Source organism: Nonomuraea marmarensis (genome assembly GCF_043197025.1).
Classification (GTDB): Bacteria; Actinomycetota; Actinomycetes; order Streptosporangiales; family Streptosporangiaceae; genus Nonomuraea; species Nonomuraea marmarensis.
Genome location: NZ_JBICRM010000007.1, coordinates 285,696 through 308,257, shown reverse-complemented (window position 1 = coordinate 308,257; position 22,562 = coordinate 285,696). Strand labels below are relative to the sequence as shown.

Annotated in this window: 21 protein-coding genes and 1 tRNA gene; 13 read left to right on the top strand and 9 right to left on the bottom strand. The window is 71.3% G+C overall.

The features are described from left to right. Positions 1-15 precede the first annotated feature (15 nt). Together ACFLIM_RS14485 and selD are read right to left on the bottom strand one after the other, a co-directional pair. Positions 16-552 (bottom strand): hypothetical protein, encoded by a 537-nt coding sequence (locus ACFLIM_RS14485; protein WP_393165386.1) that lies wholly within the window; start codon positions 550-552, stop codon positions 16-18. An 86-nt stretch (positions 553-638) separates the two neighbouring features. Continuing rightward, complete coding sequence (selD, locus tag ACFLIM_RS14480; RefSeq protein WP_393165384.1) at positions 639-1,694, bottom strand: selenide, water dikinase SelD; 1,056 nt, start codon at positions 1,692-1,694, stop codon at positions 639-641. 19 nt (positions 1,695-1,713) lie between these two features. Here selD and ACFLIM_RS14475 point away from each other — a divergent pair. From ACFLIM_RS14475 to nrfD, 9 genes are all read left to right on the top strand, one after another. Continuing rightward, positions 1,714-1,807 (top strand) — tRNA-Sec (locus ACFLIM_RS14475). Positions 1,808-1,817: 10 nt separating this feature from the next. Beyond that, positions 1,818-3,164 carry an L-seryl-tRNA(Sec) selenium transferase gene (selA, locus tag ACFLIM_RS14470; RefSeq protein ID WP_393165382.1) on the top strand — a complete coding sequence of 449 codons (1,347 nt, stop codon included), beginning with the start codon at positions 1,818-1,820 and terminating at the stop codon, positions 3,162-3,164. After that, positions 3,155-4,888 (top strand): selenocysteine-specific translation elongation factor, encoded by a 1,734-nt coding sequence (gene selB / locus ACFLIM_RS14465; protein WP_393165380.1) that lies wholly within the window; start codon positions 3,155-3,157, stop codon positions 4,886-4,888. The genes selA and selB overlap by 10 nt, the downstream gene beginning before the upstream one ends. A gap of 43 nt (positions 4,889-4,931) precedes the next feature. Beyond that, on the top strand, positions 4,932-5,441 hold the full coding sequence (locus ACFLIM_RS14460; RefSeq protein ID WP_393165378.1) for a hypothetical protein: 510 nt from the start codon (positions 4,932-4,934) through the stop codon (positions 5,439-5,441). Between the two features lie 59 nt (positions 5,442-5,500). After that, positions 5,501-6,070 carry a hypothetical protein gene (locus ACFLIM_RS14455; RefSeq protein ID WP_393165376.1) on the top strand — a complete coding sequence of 190 codons (570 nt, stop codon included), beginning with the start codon at positions 5,501-5,503 and terminating at the stop codon, positions 6,068-6,070. 12 nt (positions 6,071-6,082) lie between these two features. Further along, positions 6,083-8,506 carry a formate dehydrogenase-N subunit alpha gene (gene fdnG, locus ACFLIM_RS14450; RefSeq protein WP_393165374.1) on the top strand — a complete coding sequence of 808 codons (2,424 nt, stop codon included), beginning with the start codon at positions 6,083-6,085 and terminating at the stop codon, positions 8,504-8,506. Next, a complete protein-coding gene (locus ACFLIM_RS14445) occupies positions 8,506-9,258 on the top strand; it encodes a formate dehydrogenase accessory protein FdhE domain-containing protein (protein WP_393165373.1) in 753 nt (250 codons plus the stop codon). The genes fdnG and ACFLIM_RS14445 overlap by 1 nt, the downstream gene beginning before the upstream one ends. A gap of 2 nt (positions 9,259-9,260) precedes the next feature. Further along, a complete protein-coding gene (locus tag ACFLIM_RS14440) occupies positions 9,261-10,076 on the top strand; it encodes a 4Fe-4S dicluster domain-containing protein (protein WP_393165371.1) in 816 nt (271 codons plus the stop codon). Next, positions 10,069-10,971 (top strand): NrfD/PsrC family molybdoenzyme membrane anchor subunit, encoded by a 903-nt coding sequence (nrfD, locus tag ACFLIM_RS14435; RefSeq protein WP_393165369.1) that lies wholly within the window; start codon positions 10,069-10,071, stop codon positions 10,969-10,971. The genes ACFLIM_RS14440 and nrfD overlap by 8 nt, the downstream gene beginning before the upstream one ends. A gap of 43 nt (positions 10,972-11,014) precedes the next feature. Here the strand turns inward: nrfD and ACFLIM_RS14430 are convergent, their stop codons facing one another. After that, a complete protein-coding gene (locus tag ACFLIM_RS14430; RefSeq protein ID WP_393165368.1) occupies positions 11,015-12,031 on the bottom strand; it encodes an aldo/keto reductase in 1,017 nt (338 codons plus the stop codon). A gap of 103 nt (positions 12,032-12,134) precedes the next feature. Here ACFLIM_RS14430 and ACFLIM_RS14425 point away from each other — a divergent pair, with 103 nt between their 5' ends. Continuing rightward, positions 12,135-13,064: an AraC family transcriptional regulator gene (locus tag ACFLIM_RS14425; RefSeq protein ID WP_393165366.1), complete on the top strand. Its 930-nt coding sequence runs from the start codon at positions 12,135-12,137 to the stop codon at positions 13,062-13,064. 6 nt (positions 13,065-13,070) lie between these two features. On the opposite strand, the gene ACFLIM_RS14420 is transcribed toward ACFLIM_RS14425, so the two are convergent. Next, the gene (locus ACFLIM_RS14420; RefSeq protein ID WP_393165364.1) at positions 13,071-13,427 is read right to left on the bottom strand and encodes a winged helix-turn-helix transcriptional regulator; all 357 of its coding nucleotides are present in this window, start codon (positions 13,425-13,427) and stop codon (positions 13,071-13,073) included. A 94-nt stretch (positions 13,428-13,521) separates the two neighbouring features. Here ACFLIM_RS14420 and ACFLIM_RS14415 point away from each other — a divergent pair, with 94 nt between their 5' ends. Next, complete coding sequence (locus tag ACFLIM_RS14415; protein ID WP_393165362.1) at positions 13,522-14,640, top strand: NAD(P)/FAD-dependent oxidoreductase; 1,119 nt, start codon at positions 13,522-13,524, stop codon at positions 14,638-14,640. 130 nt (positions 14,641-14,770) lie between these two features. Here ACFLIM_RS14415 and ACFLIM_RS14410 read toward each other — a convergent pair whose 3' ends face one another. Both ACFLIM_RS14410 and ACFLIM_RS14405 read right to left on the bottom strand, forming a co-directional pair. After that, positions 14,771-15,421: a response regulator gene (locus ACFLIM_RS14410; protein ID WP_393165360.1), complete on the bottom strand. Its 651-nt coding sequence runs from the start codon at positions 15,419-15,421 to the stop codon at positions 14,771-14,773. After that, positions 15,418-16,416 carry a sensor histidine kinase gene (locus ACFLIM_RS14405; protein WP_393165358.1) on the bottom strand — a complete coding sequence of 333 codons (999 nt, stop codon included), beginning with the start codon at positions 16,414-16,416 and terminating at the stop codon, positions 15,418-15,420. Before ACFLIM_RS14405 ends, ACFLIM_RS14410 begins: the two co-directional genes overlap by 4 nt. Before the next feature lie 238 nt (positions 16,417-16,654). Here ACFLIM_RS14405 and ACFLIM_RS14400 point away from each other — a divergent pair, with 238 nt between their 5' ends. Both ACFLIM_RS14400 and ACFLIM_RS14395 read left to right on the top strand, forming a co-directional pair. Further along, the gene (locus ACFLIM_RS14400) at positions 16,655-17,941 is read left to right on the top strand and encodes an ArsB/NhaD family transporter (protein ID WP_393165356.1); all 1,287 of its coding nucleotides are present in this window, start codon (positions 16,655-16,657) and stop codon (positions 17,939-17,941) included. 96 nt (positions 17,942-18,037) lie between these two features. After that, the gene (locus tag ACFLIM_RS14395; protein ID WP_393165355.1) at positions 18,038-18,700 is read left to right on the top strand and encodes a hypothetical protein; all 663 of its coding nucleotides are present in this window, start codon (positions 18,038-18,040) and stop codon (positions 18,698-18,700) included. Positions 18,701-18,713: 13 nt separating this feature from the next. Here the strand turns inward: ACFLIM_RS14395 and ACFLIM_RS14390 are convergent, their stop codons facing one another. From ACFLIM_RS14390 to ACFLIM_RS14380, 3 genes are read right to left on the bottom strand one after another with little or no spacing between them, the layout of a single operon-like run. Then, entirely contained in the window at positions 18,714-19,238 is a 525-nt protein-coding gene (locus tag ACFLIM_RS14390) for a flavin reductase family protein (RefSeq protein WP_393165354.1), read from the bottom strand. Further along, positions 19,235-21,331: a tetratricopeptide repeat protein gene (locus ACFLIM_RS14385; RefSeq protein WP_393165353.1), complete on the bottom strand. Its 2,097-nt coding sequence runs from the start codon at positions 21,329-21,331 to the stop codon at positions 19,235-19,237. The genes ACFLIM_RS14390 and ACFLIM_RS14385 overlap by 4 nt, the downstream gene beginning before the upstream one ends. Continuing rightward, positions 21,328-22,521, bottom strand: coding sequence for a hypothetical protein (locus ACFLIM_RS14380; protein WP_393165352.1), 1,194 nt, complete (start codon positions 22,519-22,521; stop codon positions 21,328-21,330). The genes ACFLIM_RS14385 and ACFLIM_RS14380 overlap by 4 nt, the downstream gene beginning before the upstream one ends. Positions 22,522-22,562: the final 41 nt, after the last annotated feature.

Sequence of the window (22,562 nt, the reverse complement as noted above, 5' to 3'; positions counted from 1 at the left end):
GGCAGCGCGGAGTCGTCACAGCCAGCTGGCCCGGACGCTGGTGGCCGATTCGGCGTCGGCCGGGGCGCCGTCGTCGGCGCGTACGCTGTCGAGCAGGCGGCCGACGGCGTCGACGATCTCCGGGGTGCGGTCGCGCAGGCCGTTCACGTCCGCAGAGGTCACCTCGTCGGGCTTGACGCCCGCCTGTTCGAGCACGCCTTCGAGGTCGGCCAGCCGTTCTCCGAGCCACTTCAGCGGTTCGGCGGAGAGCCCCCTGTCGAACACCCGCCGCCCCGGCTCCCACCCGTCGATGCCGGGGTGGTGGTGGGTACGGTCGAAGCTGCCGGGCTCGCCGGTGACCGACTCCAGCAGGTCGACCCGCCAGATGGGCCGGTCGACCGTGATGGGCCGCGCCGAGTAGATGGATCCCTTCAGCTCGCCGGGTTCGAGCCAGCGGAGCTCGAGACGCACGCCTCGCTCGGCTCCCTCCTGGCCTTTCGTCGGGTTCGGGTCAACGAAGTAGATGTCGCTCACGGCCACGCCGATCCGCTCGAAGCCGAAGAGGTAGAGCACGGGGAACCACTTCCTTCGCAGGTTGTCAGGGGCTCTTTGCCCAACGTACCCGCGCGGGACGCCAAGGTCACGACCGGAATGTGTGGTTATCTGATGACCAGTGCCCGCTCTCCGGCCGGGACGAGCTCGCCGATCACCGGAGCTCCCGGGATCTCCCCGGCCACCAGCAGCCCGCCCGAGGTCTGCGCGTCGGCCAGCAGCAGCAGGTCCTCCTCGGTGATCCCGCCGGCTTCCAGGTGCGGCGACACCCAGGCCAGGTTGCGGCGGGTGCCGCCGCTGACGTACCCGTCTCGTACCGCCCTCCTGGCCGGTGCCAGGTACGGCACCGCGGCGGCGTCGACGACGGCGGTGACGCGGCTGGCCCTGGCCAGCTTGAACAGGTGGCCCAGCAGCCCGAACCCCGTCACGTCCGTCGCGCATTGGGCGCCCGCACTGGTCGCGGCGCGGGCGGCCTGCCGGTTGAGCGCGGTCATCGACGCGATCGCCTCGGGGAAGACCTCGCCGGTGGCCTTGTGGCGGGAGTTGAGCACGCCGACGCCGAGCGGCTTGCTCAGGCTCAGCGGCAGGCCGGGGCGTCCGGCGTCGAGGCGCAGCAGCCGGGCCGGGTCGGCGAGGCCGGTGACGGCCATGCCGTACTTGGGCTCGGCGTCGTCGATGCTGTGGCCGCCGCCGACGGCGCAGCCCGCCTGCCGGGCCACGTCCAGGCCGCCGCGCAGGACCTCGTGGGCGAGTTCCATGGGGAGGAGGTCGCGGGGCCAGCCGAGCAGGTTCAGCGCGACCAGCGGCTCGCCGCCTACGGCGTAGACGTCGGAGAGGGCGTTGGCGGCGGCTATGCGGCCGAAGTCGTAGGGGTCGTCGACCACCGGGGCGAAGAAGTCGACGGTCGAGACGAGGGCGCGGTCGCCGTCGATGCGGATCACGGCCGCGTCGTCGCCGTGTTCGAGGCCGATCAGCACCGCCCCCTCGCCGTGCTCGGTTGCTTCATTCCGCGCGCCGAGGAAGTCGTTCGCCTTGCGTCCAGGAGCGGAGGGGATGTGTTCGAGGGCTGGGAAGGCGGCCAGGACCGCTTCCAGCTCACCAGGCGGGATTTTGCAGCTGCAACCGCCGCCACGGGCGTACTGCGTGAGCCTGATATCCGTCATATGGTGAAGTATCGTCCCTGGAGGCGCGTGTGTTCTGGTGGGCACCCCGGTCTTCAAAACCGGTGGGCGGCGCGCGGCGTCGCCGGCGGGTTCGATCCCCGTGCGCCTCCGCACGAGGTGCCCATGGCCGTGATCCGGAATGCCTCGAAGGTCGCCATGGCCGGTGATCCGCGTCGGCGCATCCCGCGTACCGATAGTGTGCTGGCCGATCCCCGGGTGGTGGTCGCCGCCGAGGGTGCGGATCGTGCGGTCGCCAAGGCCGCGGTCGTCGCCGCGCAGGAGCGGGCCAGGGAGGGGCGGATCGCGCCGGAGGAGGTCGTGGCGGCCGCGGTGTCCGCCCTGGCGGTGGGGCCGCGGCGGGTGATCAATGCCACGGGTGTCCTCGTGCACACCAACCTGGGTCGGGCCCCGCTCTCACCGGCGGCGGTCGAGGCGATGGAGGCCGCGGCCGGGTGTACGGATGTGGAGTTCGACCTGGTGGCGGGGGAGCGGGCCCGGCGCGGGCGTACCGTGATGGCCGCGTTGGCGGCGGCCGTTCCCGAGGCGCAGGACGTACATGTGGTCAACAACAACGCGGCGGCGCTGGTGCTGGCGGCGACCGCGCTGGCGGCCGGACGGGAGATCGTCATCAGCCGCGGCGAGATGGTGGAGATCGGCGATGGGTTCCGGCTGCCTGACCTGCTCGAATCCACGGGGGCGCGGCTGCGCGAAGTGGGCACCACCAACCGCACCAACGCCCGCGACTACGCCGACGCGGTCGGGGACGACACGGGGTTCGTGCTGAAGGTCCATCCGTCCAACTTCCGCGTCGAGGGCTTCACCGCCGCCGCCTCGGTCGCGGAGCTCCGCGCCCTTCCGGTGCCCGTGGTGGTGGACGTCGGCTCGGGCCTGCTCGGTCCCGAGCCGCTGCTGCCGGAGGAGCCGGACGTACGTACGGTGCTGCGTTCCGGCGCGGCCCTGGTGACGGCGAGCGGCGACAAGCTGCTCGGGGGACCGCAGGCGGGCCTGATCCTGGGCCGCGCCGACCTGGTGCACCGGTTGCGGCGGCACCCCCTGGCCCGGGCGTTACGGGTCGACAAGCTCACCCTGGCCGCCCTGGAGGCCACACTCCGCTCGGAACCACCGGTACGGCTCGCCCTGCACGCCGACATCGAAGACCTGGAGCACCGCGCCCGCCGCCTGGCCGACCGGCTCACCCGTGGCAGCCCGGATGGCCACGGCGATCTCCGGGGCGGCGGGGTGGAGTGCGGCGTGGTGAGCAGTGTGTCCGTGGTGGGTGGTGGGGGAGCGCCTGGCCGGGAGCTGGCCAGCGTGGCGCTCGCCCTGCCCGTACGACTCGCTCTCCCGCTTCGCCTGGGCGAGCCCGCGGTCGTCGGGCGGGTCGTGGGCGGCAGGCTCCTGCTCGACCTGCGTTCCGTGCCGCCTCACCAGGACGACGAGCTGGCGAGGGCGGCGCTGGCATGTACGTGATCGCCACCGCCGGCCACGTCGACCACGGTAAGTCCACCCTGGTACGCGCGCTCACCGGCATCGAGCCCGACCGCTGGGCCGAGGAACGCCGCCGCGGCATGACCATCGACCTCGGCTTCGCCTGGACCGTGCTGCCGTCGGGCCGCCGGTTGGCGTTCGTGGACGTGCCGGGACACGAGCGGTTCGTCACCAACATGCTGGCGGGGCTCGGGCCGGTGCCGGCGGTGATGTTCGTGCTGGCGGCCGACCAGGGCTGGCAGGCGCAGTCGCAGGAGCACTGGGAGGCGATCGAGGCGCTCGGCGTGGACCGGGGGCTGCTGGTGGTCACCCGGTGCGACCTGATGGATCCCGCGCTGGCGGTGGACGAGGCGCGGGCTCGAGTCTCCTGGCCGGTGGTCACGGTGAGTGGGCGGACGGGGGAAGGGCTCGATGACCTCCGCCAAGGGCTCGACCTGCTGGTCTCCTCGCTGCCGCCGCCCGACGTGCGAGCCCCGGTACGGCTGTGGATCGATCGGGCCTTCACGATCAAGGGAGCCGGCACCGTGGTCACCGGCACGCTCGCCGCGGGCACGCTGCGGGTCGGTGACGTGCTCGTTCTGGACGGCGCGCGGGTGCGGGTGAAGGCGTTGCAGGTCACGGGCGAGCCGGCCGGCGAAGTGGCGGCCGCCGCCCGGGTCGCGGTCAACCTGCGCGGCGTCGATCGTGAGCGGGCGGCCAGGGGGAAGACGTTGCTCACTCCGGACGCGTGGCTGGAGACGGACGTGGTGGATGTGCGGCTGGACGGCGGGGACCTGCCGCGCGAGGCCGTCCTGCACATCGGCTCGGCCTCGGTGCCCACACGGGTACGCCCGTTCGGGTCTGGTACGGGCACGGCCAGGTTGGCGTTGGCTCGGCCGATTCCCCTGCGCGTCGGGGATCGGGCCCTGCTGCGCTGCTCAGGACGGCCGATCGCGAGCGTGCTCGTGCTCGATGTGCGGCCACCGTCTCTGCGCCGCCGGGGCGCGGCCGCAAGACGCGCGGCGGAGCTGGCCCCGTTCGATGCGGGGGAGTCGGCGGGCCGGGTGCCCGATGCCGCTACCGTGCTGGGCTGGCGTGGCGTGGTGCGGCGGTCCGAGTTGGCCGCGATGGGCTGCGATCCCGGTTCGCCCGACGTGCCCGGTGCGGGTGACTGGGTGGTCGATCCCGGGAGGTGGAAGGAACTGGCGGAGCGGCTGGGGGCGATCGTGGCGGAGCAGCCGGGGATCCCGGTCGACGCGGCTCGGAGCGCTCTCGGGTTGCCATCGCGCGAGCTGGTCGAGGCGCTGGTCAGGGCCTGTTCACCGGCGCGCGTGGCCGACGGGCGGATCGATGGCGGTGGTGTCCCGGAGACCGTGGTCAACGCCGTCGAGCGGTTGCGTAACGAGCTGGCCGGGGCGCCGTACCAGGCGCCGGAGGCGGCGCGGTTGCCCGCGCTCGGGCTCACCACGCGAACGGTGGCGCTGGCCGCGCGGGCCGGGCTGGTGCTGCGGCTGACCGACGGGGTCGTGTTGCTGCCGGGGGCCGATGTCGCCGCGGCGCGGATCCTGGCCGGGCTGCCGCAGCCGTTCACGGCCGGAGACGCGCGAGTCGCGCTCGGCACAAACCGCCGGGTCGTGATTCCGCTGCTGGAGCATCTGGACCGGCTTCACCTCACCCGGCGGATCGACGATCGGCTGCGTGTCGTCACGGGAGCGCACCATGACTGAACCGACGAGTACTGCGCCGAGCGGGAGAGTCAAGGTTGGGATTGTGCTGCCGCGGCCGCACGACGATCCCGGGGAATGGCTTTCCGATGCCGTGGCGTTCGAGGCGGCCGGGGCCGACGCCCTCTGGATGGAGCACGGTGCGGCGCCGTCGCTCGACCCGGTCACACTGGCGGCCGCGCTCGCCGCGCTCACGTACCGATCGCTGCTGGTCGTGGCCGCGGTGCCCGATGCGGCCGGGGCACACGCGCTCGCGACGGTGGAGAGGTTGAGCCGTGGGCGGCTCGCCCTCGTCGCCGATGACGGCGGATCCCGCGCAGGCGGCGTGCGGACGGTGTTGCGGCTGGCGGACGGGGGCTACGAGGAGGCCGGGGCAGGGCGGTGGACGCCTGCGGCCGTGCCGGTCGGGCGGCCCGCCTGGCGGGAGGTGCTGCGGCTGGCGGGCGAGCGGGGCGATCACGGCGTGCTCGTGCCGGCCGATCCGAGGCTGCTCGACCTGTTGCGCAACCCCGATGACCCCGGCGGTCGATACGACCTGCAACTCGCGCAGGGGTAGACGGGTGCGCTGTCGGATCATACGGTGAAATAACCGGCTGCAGCTGAGGGAGTCCGGTGATGGAGGTCAGCCGACGGCAGTTTCTGAGCATCGGCCCGGTGCTCGGCGGCTCGGCTCTGGGGTTCGACCTGACCGAGGCGATCAGGGTCAAGCAGGGCCTGCGCATCGAGGGGGCCACGCTCTCCCATTCGGTGTGCCCGTACTGCGCGGTCGGATGTTCGATCGTCGCCTACACCAAGAAGGCCGCGAACGGCACCACCGAGCTGCTGCAGATCGAGGGTGATCCGGACAGCCCGGTCAACGAGGGCACGCTCTGCCCCAAGGGGGCGACCTCGTTGCAACTGGCCGTGTCGCGCAGGCGGGTGGCGCACCCGCTCTACCGCGCGCCCGGGGCGGCCGAGTGGAAGCAGGTCTCCTGGGACTTCGCGCTGGACAGGCTGGCCAGGAACATCAAGGCCTCGCGCGACGCCACGTTCGTCACCCAGGACGCCGACGGCAACGTCGTCAACCGCTGCGAGGGCGTCGCGTTCGCCGGCGGAGCGGCGTTCAGCTCGGAAGAGGGATATCTCGCTACGAAGCTGATGAGGGGGTTGGGCCTGGTTCACCTCGAACAACAGGCCCGTGTTTGACACGGTCCCACGGTGGTCAGTTTGGCTGCCACGTTCGGCCGAGGGGCCATGACCAACCATTGGCGTGACATCAGGCACGCCGACCTCATCCTGGTCAACGGCGCCAACCCGGCGGAGGCCCATCCGGTGGGCTTCAGATGGCTCATGCGGGCCAAGCTCGACAGGGGCGCGAAGATCATCCACGCGGATCCGCGGTTCACGCGGACGTCGGCGGTGGCGGACACGTACCTCAGGATCCGCACAGGTACGGATGTCGCCTACTTCGGTGGACTTATCAACTATGTCCTGGCAAATCGGCTTTATCACGATGAGTACGTGCGGTGGGCGACCAACGCCGGGTTCGTGGTGAAGGAGGGTTACACCTTCCAGGACGGTATGTTCAACGGCTTCGACCAGGGGCAGGGCGTCTACGACACCAAGCTGTGGGCGTACGAGACCGACGAGAACGGCCACGCCAAGATCGACCTCGACCACCCGCGCTCCGTCCTCAACCTGCTCCGCGCCCACTACCAGCGCTACGACCCCGACACGGTGGCGCGCATCACCGGGATCCCGCGCGACCAGTTCCTCCAGGTGGCCAGGCTGGTCGGCGAGACGGGACGGCCGGACAAGGTCATGACCATCGTGTACGCCGTCGGCCTCACCCACCACACCACCGGCGTGCAGCTCATCCGTTCCGGCGCCATCCTGCAACTGCTGCTCGGCAACATGGGCCGCCCCGGCGGAGGCATGAACGCCGAACGCGGGCACGCCAACATCCAGGGCAACACCGACCACGCCATCTCCTGGGACATCCTGCCCGGCTACCTGCGCATCCCGGCGCCCGGGCAGAAGGACATCACGGCGCACCTGGACGCGAGCGCCAGCAAGAAGGCCCACCCCAGAGCGGTGAACTTCTTCGGCGAGAACTACCGCAAATACCTGGTCAGCCTGCTCAAGTCCTGGTACGGCGACGCCGCCACGAAGGACAACGAGTTCGCCTTCGACTACCTGCCCAAACCCGCCGCCAACGCCTCGTGGATCTCGATCTTCGACCAGGCGCTGAGGGGGAAGATGCAGGGCGTCATGTTGTCCGGGATGACCGCGACCAGCATCGGTCCCGACTCCAACCAGGTGCTCCAGGCGCTGTCGAACCTCAAGTGGTTGTGCGTCATGGATCCGTTCGCCACCACCAGCTCGGAGTTCTGGCAGGCGCCCGGCATGGATCCGGCGAAGATCCGTACCGAGGTGTTCATGTTGCCGGCCACGCACTGGATCGAGAAGGACGGCTCGTTCACCAACAGCGGGCGCTGGGTGCAGTGGAAGGACCAGGTGCTGCCGCCGGAGGGCGAGTCCAGGCACGATCACTGGATCCTGGCCGAGCTGTTCCAGCGGGTCAGGGATCTCTACCAGGCCCAAGGTGGGAAATTTCCGGATCCGGTACTGAAGCTGGCGCTGCCGTACCAGGACCCGCGGAAGCCCGAGCTGGACGAGATCGCGCAGGAGATCAACGGGCGGGACCTGCGGACGGGCAAGCGGCTGGCCACGTTCGCCGATCTCAAGGACGACGGCACCACCAGCGCGGGCGACTGGATCTACACCGGGCACTACCCGGAGGCGGGCAACCTGGCCAAGCGGCGCGACGGCGTACAGGATCCGGCCAGGAACGACCCCAGCGGCATGGGCTTCTACCCCGGCTGGGCGTGGAGCTGGCCCGCCAACCGCCGCATCCTCTACAACCGCGCCTCCGCCGACCAGGACGGCCGACCCTGGGATCCGAAACGCCCGGGAATCGCCTGGGTGGACGGCAAATGGGTGGGCGACGTGCCCGACTACCCGGCCTTGATCGGGCCCGGCCCGGACGCGCCGCTGCCGTTCATCATGACCGGCGAGGGCGTGGGGCGGCTGTTCAGCAACGCCGTGGCCGACGGGCCGTTCCCCGAGCACTACGAGCCCATCGAGTCGCCCGTCGCCAACGTGCTGCATCCGCAGGTGTCCGCCACTCCGGTGGCCTTCAGGTACGACGAGCGCGCCGGGCGGCCGAACCGGTTCGGCACGGTGGCCGACTATCCGTACGTGGCGACGTCGTACCGGCTGACCGAGCACGAGCACTACGTCACCCAGAACGTCGAGCACCTGGTCCAGCTGCAACCTGAGGCGTTCGTCGAGGTGCCCGCGGGGCTCGCCGCGGAGAAGGGGATCGAGACCGGGGACCGGGTGCGGGTGTCGTCCAGGCGCGGCAAGCTCGAAGTGCGGGCGGTGGTGACCCGGCGGCTGGGGCCGCTGGAGATCGACGGCAGGAAGGTGTACCAGATCGGCATCCCGATCCATTGGGGGTTCGTCGGGATCAACACCGGTCAGCACTGGCTGGCCAACGCCCTGACCCCGTTCGTGGGGGACGCCAGCGCGCGGACGCCCGAGTACAAGGCGTTCCTGGTCAACATCGAGAAGATCTGATGTACGCGAGGGAGCGGGTGCGGGCCGGGGAGTTGCGGGAGCGGTACCCGCATGCGGCGGAGGTCCTGGCGCTGTACCTGGCGCTGGTGGAGGTGTGGGAGTCGGTCGGGGACGACGTCCCGCCGGACGGGGCGCTCGACTGGGCGCAGGCGAACGTGCTGCCGCGCGTCGTGGCGGCGACGACGTCGAACGGCCCGCCGCCCCTGGCCGAAGCACTGGGTACGGCGGGTCGTGACGGGCTGCTCGACGCCTGGCTCGCGGATGAGGAGCTCACGCCCGTCGAGCGCTACCTCGCCCGCGCCACGATGCGCGTCGTCCCGCTCCCAGCCACGCGCAACGCGGTGTCCGGGCGTTGCCCCACGTGCGGCGGGCAGCCGCAGCTCAGCTATCGGGCGGACAGCGACGACCCGCTCGTCAGCGGCCGCAGGATGCTGCGATGCGCCCGATGCGCCAACGAATGGAACTTCTCCGCCACCACCTGCCCCAACTGCGGCGAGACCGGCAAGCGCACGGTCTACGCCGAAGCCCGCGCGGGCCCGCAGGTGGGCCGGGCGCCCGCAGACGAGGACGCGCTCTTCCCGCACCTGCGCGCCGAGTCCTGCCAGTCCTGCCGCCGCTACCTGATCGACATCGACCTGGGCCGCGATCCCCGGGCGGTGCCGCAGGTCGACGAGCTGGCCGCGGTACCCATCGACCTGCACATGGCCGACGAGGGCTACACCAAGATCACGCCCAACCTGATGGGGTTCTGAAGATGCCGCACATCACACCGGGCCAGGCGTACGGGTTCTTCACCGACACCAGCGTGTGCATCGGCTGCAAGGCCTGCGAGGTGGCCTGCAAGCAGTGGAACCAGCTGGAGGGCAACGAGCCGTCGTTCCTGGACGGGTTCGACAACACCGGCAGGCTCGACGCCCAGACCTGGCGGCACGTCCAGTTCCACGACAACGTACCCGACGAGAACGTCACCACGGGCAACGGCAAGGCGTGGCTGATGATGTCGGACGTCTGCAAGCACTGCAAGCAGGCCAGCTGCATGGAGGTCTGCCCGACGAACGCGATCATCCGTACCGAGTTCGACACCGTCTTCATCCAGCCCGACGTCTGCAACGGCTGCCGCAACTGCATCGCGGCCTGCCCGTACGACGTGATCGGCGCCGACGCGATCAGCGGCGTCGCGCAGAAGTGCACGCTCTGCTACGACCGCCTGCAGAACGACATGACCCCCGCCTGCGCGAAAGCCTGCCCCACCGAGTCGATCAAGTTCGGCCCGGTCTCGGAGCTGCGCCAGACGGCGGCCAAGCGCCTGGACATCCTGCAGTCCCAGGGCGTCACCCAGGCCCAGCTCTACGGCCATGACGAGAAGGTGTACGGCGGGCTGAACGCGTTCTTCCTGCTCATGGACAAGCCGGAGAAGTACGGCCTGCCGAACGAGCGCAACGCCGTCCTGCCCAGCCGCAACAACGCGGGCGGCTACCTGACCGCCGCGGTCACGGCCGTGCTCGGCGTGCTCGGCGGCCTGATCGCGCTGCGCCGCCGCAAGGAGAAGGTGGAGCAGAGCGATGGATGAGATCCAGCACTTCGCCGGCCCTCCGGACTGGCTGTGGTACATCCTGTTCTACTTCTTCCTGGCCGGCCTGTCCGGCGGCTCCTACGTGCTGGCCACCCTGCTCAGACTGCGCGGCGGGCCGGGGGACGAGCCGATGGCCAGGATCGGCTACTACGTCGCGTTCCCGCCGATGCTCATCGCGCCGATCCTGCTCGCCCTCGACCTCGGGCAGCCGTTGCGCTTCTGGCACATGCTGCTGAACACCACCCCGGGCAACCAGGGGCTCAACTTCAAGTACTGGTCGCCGATGTCGGTCGGCTCGTGGGTGCTGGTCGTGTTCGGCGCCATCACGACGGTGTCGTTCGCCGCGTCGCTCGTACGCGACGGCAGACTCCGCCTCCCGCTTGTCCGCCGGCTGGACAACCGGGTGTTCAACGTCGTCGGGTCGTTGTTCGGGCTGTTCATCGCGGGCTACACGGGGGTGCTGCTGTCGGTGTCGAACCAGCCGGTGTGGAGCGACACGTGGGCGCTGGGCGGGCTCTTCCTCGCCTCCGGGCTGGCGGGCTCGGCCGCGCTGATGTTGCTCCTGGTCCGGTTCCGCCCCGAGGCCCGGCCGAGCGCCCCGATGTTGTCGATCTCGGAGCGGCTGTACTCGCTGCTGGAGCTGGCGCTGATCGTGGTGTTCGCGCTGACGCTGGTAGCAGCGGGAACGCAGGGCCTGGTCTTCGGCCTGCCCTGGTCGCTGCTGTGGATCGTGGCCCTGGCCGGGCTGGTGCCCGGGCTCTACGGGCTGGTCACCGAGCGCCTGTCGGCGGACGGCGCGGTGGCGGTGCGCTATTCGCTGGTGCTGCCGCTGCTGGTGCTGGCCGGGGTGCTCGCCCTGCGCGCCGCCGTGATCTTCAGCGTGCAGCTCTGACGGGCCGGCGTCCGGCAGCCCGGCCACCACGCAGAGGGGTCGGTCAACCCGGGTGGCGCCAGCCCATGTCCGCGTGCATCCAGCCCGGGTACGTCGGGGCTGGGGCGCTGACGGCGTCCAGCCGCTCCATGTCCTCGGCGGTCAGTTCGATGTCGAGCGCCGCCAGGTTGTCGGTCAGCTGCTCCGGCCGCCGGGCACCCACGATCACGCTGGTGACGGCCGGCCGCGCGAGCACCCACGCCAGTGCCGCCTGCGCGACCGTCGCGTCGTGGCGGGCGGCGACCTCGCGCAGGACGTCAATGATGTCGTAGACCCGCTCCCGGTCCACCGGCGGGACGTCGGCCTTGGCCCGCCGGGCCTGCTCGTCGGAAGCGCCGGACCGGTCGAACTTGCCCGACAGGAGGCCGCCGGCCAGCGGGCTGTAGACGAGCAGCCCGAGCTTCTCCTCGGCGAGCAGCGGCACGATCTCGGCCTCGATGTCGCGCCCGGCCAGCGAATAGTAGGACTGCGAGGAGACGAACCTGGCCAGCCCGCGGCGGTCGGAGACGCCCAGCGCCTTGGCGATCTGCCAGGCCGCGAGGTTGGACACGCCGATGTAGCGCACCTTGCCCTGACGTACCGCGTCGTCGAGCGCGAGCAGCGTCTGCTCGATCGGGGTCAGCGGGTCGATGGTGTGGATCTGGTAGAGGTCGACGTGGTCGGTCCGCAGCCGCCGCAGGCTCTGCTCCAGGGCCCGCGTCAGGTGCAGGCGCGAGAGCCCGACGTCGTTCGGTCCCGGGCCGATGCGCGCGGCGGCCTTGGTGGCCAGCACGACGTCGTCGCGCCGTCCCTTGAGGATCTTGCCCAGCATCTCCTCGCACTCGCCGCCCGCGTACATGTCCGCGGTGTCGACGAGGTTCACGCCGGCGTCGAGCGCGATGCCCACGAGCTTCTCCGCCGCCGGGAGGTCCAGGGCCCCGACGACGTTCCACGGCGGGGTGCCGGCGCCGCCGAAGGTCATGGTGCCCAGGGCGATGCGGGACACGAACACGCCGGTCGTCCCGAGCTGATCGAACTGCACGATGCTTCCTTCCAGGTGGGGTCCCGTCCACGCTAGGTCCGGGGACCGGGCACAATCCATGACGGGGAGTCCGGGAAGCTTGTTCGATCGTCCGGGGGGAAAGATGGATCCACTGTCGGAGGTGCTCGCCCTGCTCGACGTGCGCGCGGCGACGCCGTCCCGGCTGGAGGCCGGCGGCACCTGGGCGTTGCGGTTCAACGGAAACCAGCACGTCAAGCTCGGCGCCGTGCTCTCCGGCCGGTGCTGGGTGGCCGCCGAGGGCGGCGAGCCGGTGTCGCTGGAGGCCGGTGACTGCTACCTGCTCAGGAGCGGCAGCCCGTACGAGGCCGCGAGCGAGCCGGGCCTCGAGCCCGCCGACGGCGGGGACGTGTTCGCCGGTGTCTGGCCCGACACGGTGTACTACCAGGTCGGTCCCGGTGACCAGGACCGCTGCGTCCTCGTCGGCGGGGCGCTGTCGTTCGACGAGACCCTGGGCGCGCTGCTCGTCGGCGGCCTGCCGCCGTGCGTGCGGATCGCCGCGGACAGCCCGCGCGCCCGCGTGCTGCAGCCCATCCTGCAGTTGCTCAACGAGGAGACCGCCGCCGACTCTCCCGGCTCGGTGGCCATGCGGGTCCAGCTCACGCAGATCGTCTTCGTGCAGGCCATGCGCACCCTGCTCGAGGTCGGAGACGCGGGGAGCGGCTGGCTGGCGGCGCTGTCGGACGACTGCGTCGGCAAGGCGCTGGCGTTGATCCACGACGAGCCCGCCCGCCGGTGGACGGTCGCCGAGCTGGCCGCCGCGGCCGGCCTGTCACGCAGCGCCTTCGCGCAGAAGTTCCGCGCCATGGTCGGCCTGCCGCCGCTGGACTACGTCGCGCGCTGGCGGATCCGGCGTGCCGGGCACGAGCTGCGGTCCAGCGACCGCACGGTCGCGTCCGTGGCCGCCGACTTCGGCTACGGCTCCGAGAGCGCCTTCAGCCACGCGTTCAAGCGCATCACCGGCGAGCCGCCCACGGGCTACCGGCACCGCGCGCCCACGTACGAGCTGCCTTGACGATCCCTAGCAGCTGGCTCCGGGCGGTAGGTGCTCCTGGGCCCACTGGGCGATCTGGCCCAGTGCGGGTATGAGTGCGCGGCCGCTGGCGGTCAGCTCGTAGGAGACCGTGACGGGCGGCCCCTCGTCGACGGTGCGGGCGATCAGCCCTTCCTTGGTCAGCTCGGAGAGCCGGTCGGAGAGCACCGAGTCGCTGACCCCGTCGATCGCCCGCGACAACTCGCGGAACCCGGCGGGGCCTGGCCGGAGGCTGCCGACCACGACGCCGCTCCAGCGTTTCCCCAGGATGGCGAAGGCACGCATCAACGCGTCGTCGGCGCGCTCGCAGCTCTTCACATCGTGTTGCACAGGGGCCGTCGACATGCCCTCCATGCTAGCAGATTCTTTGTCGCTTTGATTTTACTAGCGAGTAGTAATAGCGTAGCGACATCTCGATTCCTAGCAAGGAGAACTTCTGATGGCCGAGAACGTTGCCGCACGTCCCAGCGTTGTGGTCCTGGGTGGTGGATACGGCGGTTACAAGGCCGCCAAGCTGCTCGACGACGTCGCCGACGTGACGCTCGTCGACCCGTCCGACGCGTTCATGCACAATGTCGCGGCACTGCGGGCGCTGGTCGAGCCGGAGTGGCTGGAGCGGATCTTCTTCCCGTACCGCCGGTTGCTGGCCAACGGGCGTTTCCTGCGGGACCGCGCCGTGGCGGTGGACGGGCGGCAGGTGACGCTCGCCTCCGGGCAGCGGTTGGAGCCCGACTACCTGATCCTGGCGACGGGGTCGTCGTATCCGTTCCCCGCCAAGATCGAGGAGCCGGACACGGAGGCGGCCGTGGCCAGGGCGCGGGACGCGCACGAGGCCCTGGCGGGCGCCGATCGGGTGCTCCTGGTGGGCGCCGGGCCGGTCGGGCTCGAGCTCGCCGGGGAGATCAAGGCGTCCTTCCCCGGCAAGCACGTGACCATCGCCGACGTCGCGCCGGACATCCTGCCCGGCCCGTACGACCAGGCGTTGCGGGACGAGCTGCGCAGGCAGCTCGGCGAGCTCGGCGTCGAGCTCAAACTGGGCAGCGCGCTGCGGGAGCTGCCGAGTGCCGCGCCGGCCACCGCCGCGCCGATCGCGATCGCCACCGAGGCGGGGGAGAAGCTCACCGCCGACATCTGGTTCCGCTGCTTCGGCGTCACGCCGCGCTCGGACTACCTGCGCGGCTCGCTCGCGGAGGCCCGGGATGCCCGGGGGTATGTCCAGGTGGACGAGCAGCTGCGGGTCAGGGGGCAGGACCGGGTGTTCGCCATCGGCGACATGGCCGACGCGGACCGCAAGATGGCGGGGTTCGCCGGTGCGCAGGGCGAGCTCGTGGCCGGGAACATCCGTACGCTGATCACCGGTGAGGGCGAGCCGACCGCGTATGAGCGGTGGCCGACCGTGATCGTCGTCCCGCTCGGCCCGGAAGGCGGCGCCGGCCAGCTGCCCGGCCAGGACGGCATCGCGGGTCCTGAGGCGGTTGCCGACATCAAGGGGCGCGCCATGCTGGTGGACCGCCAGGCGGCCGTCTTCGACGTCCCGGACTCCGCCGACGCGGCCTGACCCTCCGGGGGCCGACGCCACCGCCCCTGCCAGGACGGTGGGATGGCGGCGACGGGGAGCGGCGGTGGGCGCGACGCGGGGGCGTGCGCGCGCCGCCGCGATGGGGCGCAGCCCGGCGGTGGGGGCGGTGTTACGGTTCGACGAGGCCGGCGCGGATGGCGTAGCGGGTCAGTTCGAGGCGGTCGCGCATCCCGAGCTTCTGCAGGATGTTCGCCCGATGCCGATCGACCGTCTTCACGCTGATGACGAGCGTCTCCGCGATCTCCTTGGCCGAGTTGCCCTCGGCGATCAGCTTGACGATCTCCTCCTCGCGAGGCGTCAGGATGCTCTCGGGCACCCGCTCACCCGCGCGGTCCCGCTGCAGGTAGCCGCGGATGAGCGCGGTGACCGCGCCCGGGTAGAGGAACGGCTCCCCGCGCATCGTCGCCCGGCACGCCTCCAGCAGGTCCTGGTCGGCGACCGACTTGAGGACGTAGCCCGAGGCGCCGACCTTGAGGGACTCGAAGAAGTACTGTTCGTTGTCGTACATGGACAGGATCAGGATGCGGATCCCCGGTGCGCGCCGGGAGATCTCGCGGGCGGCCTGGAGGCCGGTCATCCGCGGCATCGCGATGTCCAGGATGGCCAGGTCCACCTCATCCTCCGAAGCGGCCGCGACGGCTTCGGCACCGTCGGCGGCCTCGGCGACGACCTCCAGGTCGGGCTCGGCGTCGAGGATCAGCCGCAACCCCCGGCGGACCAGCGCGTGGTCGTCGGCCAGCAGGATCCGGGTCTTGTTCATGTGCCCCCATCCGGGATGACCAGGCGCACGCGGGTGCCTTCGCCTGGCGGGGAGTCGACGGTCAGGTTGGCGCCGATGAGCAGGGCACGTTCGCGCATGCCCCGGATCCCGGCCCCCTCGTGGAGCGCGCCGCCCCGGCCGTTGTCGGAGACGCGCAGGGTCAGGCGGCCGTCCTCCGTGGCCAGCGACAGCTCTGCGCGGGTCGCATGGGCGTGCCTGGCGACGTTCGTGAGGCTCTCCTGGGCGATCCGGTACAGCACGAGCTCCACGTCCGCGCCCAGCTCCGGCAGGTCGTGTTGAACGGAGCGGGTCACCGGGACACCGCTCGTCTGCGAGATGTCGCTGCTCAGGGCGCTCAGCGCGCTGTGCAGCCCGAGATCCTCCAGTACGCCGGGGCGCAACCGGCGGGCGACCTGGCGCACCTCGTCGAGGCTGGCGCGTACCGTCTCCTGGACGCCGTGCAGCTCGTCCTGGAGGTCGGCGGGCGCCCGGTCGACCACCCGTTTCAGGCCCAGGAGCACAACGGTCAGGCTCTGGCCGATCTCGTCGTGCAGTTCGCGGGCGATGCGCTGCCGCTCGCCCTCCTGGGCGGCCAGCGCATGGGCGCTGCTGGCGCTGCGCTCGGCTTCGAGGCGGTCGAGCATCGCGTTGAACGTGTCGATCAGGTACGTGAGGTCGCCGTGACCGCTGTCGGACAGCCGGTCGCCGGTCCGCAACAGGTCCACCCGCTGCATCAGGGCGGTCAGCGCGTCCAGCGGGGCCAGGCTGCGGCGCAGTAGCAGCGCGTTGGCGCCGAGGATCAGCGCCAGGCCCACGAGGAGCACGGGCACCTCCGCCAGCAGGACCGGTGAGGACACCGTGGCGGGGGAGAGGGCCAGCACGAGCGTCCCCGCCGCGAACACCAGCCCGTTGATCACGAACAGCCGCCGGAACAACGTCTGCGCCGGAGCTCGCGGCGCTCGCGGCACCGTCCCACGGGACCACCTGTACGTCATCTCACCAGCCTCTTCGTCGCCGGGTGCGGTTGTCCATGCGGCCTGACTCCCATCCTGCGCGACGTTCCTGCATGGTCCGTCCCTGCCCAGATGGGTGCTGTGCCCAATGGTGGCGACCGCGCACTCGCACAAAGACTTGACCGGAGCCGGATTGGAGACAGATGAGAGCCAGCAAAATCGCCGTCAACCTGCCCACGATGACCATCGACGACCCCGTGTCGCCGCCGGGGCGTGACGGATGAGCGCCTTCGCCGCACTCGGCATCTTCCTGGTGGCCTTCTTCTTCATCGCCACCGAGAAGGCCGACAAGGTCAAGGTGGTGCTGATCGCCGCCGGGCTGATGGCCGTCCTGGGCCTGATCCCCGGGGCCGGCGTGTTCTTCTCCGAGCACGAGGGCATCGACTGGAACGTCATCTTCCTGCTGTTCGGCATGATGATCATCGTGGGGGTGATCAAGCAGACCGGGATCTTCGACTACCTGGCCATCTGGGCCGCCAAGCGGTCGAGGGGGCAGCCGTACCGGTTGATGGTCATGCTCATGGGCATCACCGCGATCGCCTCGCCCGTCCTCGACAACGTCACCACGATCATGCTCGTCGCCCCGGTCACCGTGGTGGTGTGCGAGCGGCTGCACATCCCCGCCCAGCCGTACCTCATCGCCGAGGTCCTCGCCTCCAACATCGGCGGCGCGGCCACGCTCATCGGCGACCCCCCCAACATCATCATCGGCAGCCGCGCGGGCCTGACGTTCAACGACTTCCTGGTCCACATGGCGCCCGTCGTGGTGGTCATCTTCGTGGTGTTCGTCCTGTTCACGCGGGTGTTGTTCAGCAAGTCGTTCCAGTACCACCCCGAGCACGTCGCCGAGGTGATGGCGCTGCAGGAGCGGCGGGCCATCACCGACCCGCGCCTGCTCGCGCGCTGCCTGGTGGTGCTGGGAGCCGTCGTCGCCGGGTTCGGGCTGCACGCGGTGGCGCACGTGGAGCCGTCGATCGTCGCCCTGGTCGGCGCGGGAGTGATGTTGCTGGTGTCGCGGGTGAGCGTCCAGGACGTCCTGCGCGAGGTCGAGTGGCCCACGCTGGTGTTCTTCATGGGGCTGTTCGTCATGGTGGCGGGCCTGGTCCACACCGGCGTCATCGCGGCCATCGGGACCTGGGCCGTCGGCGTGCTGGGGGACAACTTCTTCGCCGCCGCCACGGCGCTGCTGTTCGGCTCCAGCGCGCTGGGCGCCTTCTTCGACAACATCCCGTACGTCGCCACCACCGCCCCCATCGTCGAAGGCCTGGTCGCCGAGGCCCCCGACCCGGGGACCGGGCAGGCGCTGTGGTGGGCCTTCGCCCTCGGGGCGGACTTCGGCGGCAACGGCACCGCGGTGGCGGCCAGCGCCAACGTGGTGGCCATCGGCATCGCCGCGCGCACCGGCCACAAGATCAGCTTCTGGGGCTTCACCAGGTACGGCATCGTCGTGACCATCCTGAGCACCCTGCTGGCCTGGCTGTACGTCTGGCTGCGGTACTTCATCTGACCGCCGGCCCCCGGGACGGCGGTCGCCGCGAGCCAGGGGAAAATCAGGGACGATCACCGATGAGCAACCCCGTCGCGAACAGGCATCGTGGGCCCCATGAACCCCGCGAACCGCTTCGCCCTGGCCTCCTTCACAGCCGGGCCCGCCGCCCTGCTCTGCGGCTGGCTCCTCATGCGCCCGATCGACGGCGATCTCGTGCCGGGACCCTGGTGGACGGCCGCGCACGCGGTGTGGCTGGCCGGCTACCTGATGTTCGCCGTGATGACTCTGGCCCTGCGCGGCCTGGCGCGGCCCATGACGGGCGGCCGCCGGGTGGCGGTGGAGGTCTCCGTGGCGGTCGCGCTGTTCAGCGTCGCCGCCAACGTCGCCCAACTCGCCATCGACCTCTACGCCGGATTCACCGCGGCGGACGGGGAGGCGATGCGGGCGGTGTTCGCGCAGGTGAAGGCGTATCCGGGGGTCGAACCGGTCATCTACTCGGTGGGCCCGCAGCTGTTCTTCGCCGCCCTGCCGGCGCTGGCCGTCGTCCTGGCCGTGTCGCGGCGGGTCACCACCGTGAGCGCCGTCGTCACCGCCGCGGGCGTGGTGGTGCTGGCGGTGGGCATGTTCCAGGCGGGCAGGGACTCGGCCCTGGTCGCGGTGGGCATGGCACTCATGTGGCTGGGCACGCTGCTGCTGGGCCGGGGGCCGTCGCCGGCCGCGGGCGGGCAGGGCGACTCGGTGGCGGCCTTGCCCGCCGCCGGGCGGCCGGGCAATTAGCTCAGAGATCACCTCAGGGAAGGCCCAGGAACCGGCCGTCGCAGTGGACCAGCGGACCCGCTCCCGGCCCTGGTTCGATCGCCGTCTCCCGTACGTCGGCGACGATCAGCAGGTGGTCCCCGACCACCAGCCGGGTGCGGGTGCTCACCAGCATCCAGGCCAGTACGCCGTCGAGCAGCGGTTGCCCGCCGGGCCCCCACCGCCAGCCGACCGGGCCGGCGAACTTCTCGGGGCCGGTGACGGAGAACGCCGCCGCGACGTCCGCCTGGTCGGAGCCGAGCAGGTGGACGATGCCGTACGCGGCCCCGCGCCAGGCCCGGCCCGACGTGGAGCCCATGGCGACCCCGAACGACACCGTCGGCGGCTCCAGCGACACCGAGGTGAGCGAGGTCGCGCAGAACCCGACCGGCCCCTTGTCGCGGGTCGTGATGACGGCGACCCCCGCCGCGTGCCGCCGCATCGTGGCCCGCAACTCCCCGGGGAGCACGAACCCGCCGGCCGTGGCGGGCACGCCCGCCACGCCCGCCACGCTGGTCACCGCGCGTCCCCGGCGGGTACGGCGGCCGTCAGCCTGGCGATCTCGGCGGCGTATTCCGACACCTCGCCACGCTCGGCAGCCAGCCGCAGGTGAGCGTTCCAGTCGGCGACGGCCCGCCGGTGCTCGCCGAGCTCGTGAAGGCTCAGCCCGCGCCGGAACAGCACGTCGGCAACGTCCACGTCTCCCGAGGCCAGCGCGGCGTCGAAGTCGCCGACAGCGCCCTCGGCGTCGCCCAGCTCGTGCCGCCCGATCCCCCGGTTGACCCGCAACATCGCCGTGTCCGTGAGCGCGATGGCCCGGTCCAGGTCGGCCACCGCCTCGGCGGCGCGGCCGGAGGTGAAGTGCAGGACGGCGCGGTTGCCGTACACCTCCACGAGCTCCGGATCCAGCGCGAGAGCCTGCGCGTAGCACTCCAGCGCCGCGCCCTCGTCGCCCCGCTCACTCAACAGCAGGCCCTTGGCCGACCACAGATGGGCGTGGCCGGGCCGCAGCGACAGGCCGTGGTCGAGGTCGGCGGCGGCGGCGTCCAGCTCGCCGCCGCCGATGAGCAGGGCGGCGCGGTTGAGCAGCGCCTCGACGTAGTCCGGGTCGATGTCGAGCACGGTGTCCAGGTCCGCCAGCGCGGCCTCCTCCTCGCCGAGGTCCAGCCGGATGTCGGCGCGGTTGTAGTAGGCGTCGGTGAACGCCACGCTCAGCTCGATCGCGTGGTCGAGGTCGCGCAGCGCGCCGTCGATGTCGCCGCCGGCCTTCAACGCCACCGCCCGGTCGAAGTACGGCTCGTCGTACTCGGGGTCCCGGGTGAGCACCTCGTTGAACGCCGTGATGGCGCCGTCGTAGTCCTTCAGCCCCAGCAGCACGCGGGCCCGGTTGTTGATCAGCACCGTCCGGTGCAGCTGGTGCTGGTCGGGGTCCAGGTGCTCGTCGAGGATCTCGATCGCCTGGTTGACCAGGTCCAGGGAGCCGGGCAGGTTCCCCCGGTGCAGCTCCACGAGGGCGCGGGCGTTGCGCATGAACGCGCCGTAGAAGGCGAGCCGCTCGGGCGTCGGCGCGCCCTCGGCCAGCGCGAGCGCCGTGTTGATCCACGACAGCGCCTTGTCCTGGTCCAGCCGGTCCTTCTCCAGGTGCCGGGTGTAGATCATGGCCATCATGTAGGCGTCGTTCATCTGCTCGGCGACCTCGACGGTGTCGCGCCGGTGCTCGTCGATCACCTGCATGGCCTCGTCGCAGCGCGACAGGTAGGTCAGCGCGCCGATGACCCGCTTGGTGAGGTAGTTGTGCGTCTTGGGGTCCTGGTCGTAGGGCAGCAGCGCCCGCCCGCGCCGGCCCAGGTCCAGCGCCGCCTCGTAGTAGCCCTCGCGGAACGCCTGGTTCTGCCCGGCGACCAGCCATTCCACAGCCTCCGCGGGGTTCTCGCCGCGCTCCAGGTGGTAAGGGATGGCGCCCAGCTGGCTGCCGGGCTCGGCCAGCTCGATCAGCAGATGGCCGCGCTCGCTGTGCCGCCTCATGCGGTCGGCGTCGTCGAGTGACTCGTACGCCGCCAGCTCCGCCGGGTCCGAGCTGGTGCCGTCGGAGCCGACGTACCGCTGGGCCGGGTCCTGGCTCCCGAGCCCGCGCACGGGCGAGCTGTCCAGGTCGGCGTCCACCACGTCCATGACGGCCGGGTCGCGCCGGCGCCGCAGCGTCTCGAACAGCTGGACGTCGGTCGGGTCGGCCTGCGCCAGCTCCATGAAGCGCAGCGTGACACCCTCGGGGTGGCAGGTACGCGCCCAGACGTTCACCAGCTCGGAGACCATGAAGCCGAGGTCGCGGGTGCGCTGGATCGCGTAGAAGCGGGTCCGCTCGTCGCCCCTGGCCAGGTCGGTCAGCGTCTGCGGCCGGATGGGCACGTCCGCCTCGAGGTCGGGGGCGATGGCGACCACGGCCGTGGAGGCGGGTTTCACCAGGGCGGGGTCGACGCCCATCAGTTCGGGCACCACCTGGCGCAGCAGCTCACCCCCCGCCGTGTAGGGGCCGCGCAACCGGCGATGGCCGCGCAGGTCGATGATGTGGCGGCCGAGCAGCTGGCCGGCCCGAGCCGGTATCCGGACGGTCATGAGGAGTTCCCTTCGGTGCTGAGTGAGCGGCGACGGCGCAGGTCGCGGATGGTGACGTAGGCGAGCAGGCCCAGCTCGGCCAGGGCGAGCAGGACGAAGACGACGGTGTCGACGAGCCCCCAGAAGGAGGCCGTACCGTCGAAGCGATGGACGACGGTGGTCCAGAACCGCACGGCGGTGGGCACGCCGACCACCAGGAGCGTGCCCAGAGACAGCCCGTAACCGGCCACCATCAGCGGCGCGTACCAGCGCGAGACCGCGAGGTCGCGCTCGGACCACTCCCCGTCGTCGCTCTTCACGGGCAACCGCACGGCCGCCAGCCAGGACCTGACCCGCCGCCTGGCGGCCCCGTGCAGGTCGGTGCAGCCCGTGGCGGTGTTGATGACGAAGTAGAAGTCGGTCTCCAGGTAGAACAGGCACTCCCACAAGATGCGCAGTGCCCCGCTGAACGCGAGCGCCAGCGCCAGCCCCGTCACCCACGCCGGCCATCCCCACGACCGGCCGGCGAAGGCGAACACCGTGAACGCGCCGACCCCCACGGCGTCCACCAGGGCACCGGCGAGGAAAGGCAGGTACCGCTGGCCGCGCGGGACGCTGTAGAGGGCGTCCATCCGGGTCTCCGCGACGAGGTAGTAGAAGCGGCGGCCGATGCCGAGCGTGGACGGCAGCCCCAGCCGCCGCCCGGCCAGCGCGTGGAACCCCTCGTGCACCAGCAGCAGGGGGAACTGGGCGAGCGCGAGCACCACCGGGATGAAGGAGATGTTCGAGGTGAAGAAGATGTGCTCGTAGGTCGGGCGCACGCCGGGGTCGATCACCATGGCCGCCAGCCCGGCCGCCACCACGGCGGCGTACAGCAGGAACGCGGGCGGTGCGAACAACACCCGGCCGAGGCGCCGCCAGCGCACCCGGACCGGCGCGGCGCGGACCTCGTCGTCCCCGACGACGAAGCCGAGGTCTTCGAGAATGCCCAGGAAGTCCGTGACGTCGAGCGTCTCGCCCGTCTGGTCGTGCCATCTGCGGGCGCCCGATTCGAGCGTGCCGCCCGCCTCCAGGGACCGGAGCAACTCGGCGCCTTCACGCGGGAAGACACCGTACGAACCGGTGTCCGGGCGCCCCACCATGACGCCGTCGCGGTCGTCGACGTAGGTGAGCGGCTGCAGCCGTACTTGGGTGCCGGTGTCCGCGGTCATGCGATTCCCCCTTTCGCTGGTCAAGGTCGGGATCCCGGGGC

Excerpts from the sequence above, each read along its gene's own strand:
- selD (WP_393165384.1), bottom strand. The coding sequence starts at position 1,694 with ATGACGGATATCAGGCTCACGCAGTACGCCCGTGGCGGCGGTTGCAGC.
- selA (WP_393165382.1), top strand. The coding sequence starts at position 1,818 with ATGGCCGTGATCCGGAATGCCTCGAAGGTCGCCATGGCCGGTGATCCG.
- selB (WP_393165380.1), top strand. The coding sequence starts at position 3,155 with ATGTACGTGATCGCCACCGCCGGCCACGTCGACCACGGTAAGTCCACC.
- ACFLIM_RS14455 (WP_393165376.1), top strand. The coding sequence starts at position 5,501 with ATGGAGGTCAGCCGACGGCAGTTTCTGAGCATCGGCCCGGTGCTCGGC.
- ACFLIM_RS14445 (WP_393165373.1), top strand. The coding sequence starts at position 8,506 with ATGTACGCGAGGGAGCGGGTGCGGGCCGGGGAGTTGCGGGAGCGGTAC.
- ACFLIM_RS14440 (WP_393165371.1), top strand. The coding sequence starts at position 9,261 with ATGCCGCACATCACACCGGGCCAGGCGTACGGGTTCTTCACCGACACC.
- nrfD (WP_393165369.1), top strand. The coding sequence starts at position 10,069 with ATGGATGAGATCCAGCACTTCGCCGGCCCTCCGGACTGGCTGTGGTAC.
- ACFLIM_RS14425 (WP_393165366.1), top strand. The coding sequence starts at position 12,135 with ATGGATCCACTGTCGGAGGTGCTCGCCCTGCTCGACGTGCGCGCGGCG.
- ACFLIM_RS14420 (WP_393165364.1), bottom strand. The coding sequence starts at position 13,427 with ATGTCGACGGCCCCTGTGCAACACGATGTGAAGAGCTGCGAGCGCGCC.
- ACFLIM_RS14415 (WP_393165362.1), top strand. The coding sequence starts at position 13,522 with ATGGCCGAGAACGTTGCCGCACGTCCCAGCGTTGTGGTCCTGGGTGGT.
- ACFLIM_RS14410 (WP_393165360.1), bottom strand. The coding sequence starts at position 15,421 with ATGAACAAGACCCGGATCCTGCTGGCCGACGACCACGCGCTGGTCCGC.
- ACFLIM_RS14405 (WP_393165358.1), bottom strand. The coding sequence starts at position 16,416 with ATGACGTACAGGTGGTCCCGTGGGACGGTGCCGCGAGCGCCGCGAGCT.
- ACFLIM_RS14400 (WP_393165356.1), top strand. The coding sequence starts at position 16,655 with ATGAGCGCCTTCGCCGCACTCGGCATCTTCCTGGTGGCCTTCTTCTTC.
- ACFLIM_RS14395 (WP_393165355.1), top strand. The coding sequence starts at position 18,038 with ATGAACCCCGCGAACCGCTTCGCCCTGGCCTCCTTCACAGCCGGGCCC.
- ACFLIM_RS14385 (WP_393165353.1), bottom strand. The coding sequence starts at position 21,331 with ATGACCGTCCGGATACCGGCTCGGGCCGGCCAGCTGCTCGGCCGCCAC.
- ACFLIM_RS14380 (WP_393165352.1), bottom strand. The coding sequence starts at position 22,521 with ATGACCGCGGACACCGGCACCCAAGTACGGCTGCAGCCGCTCACCTAC.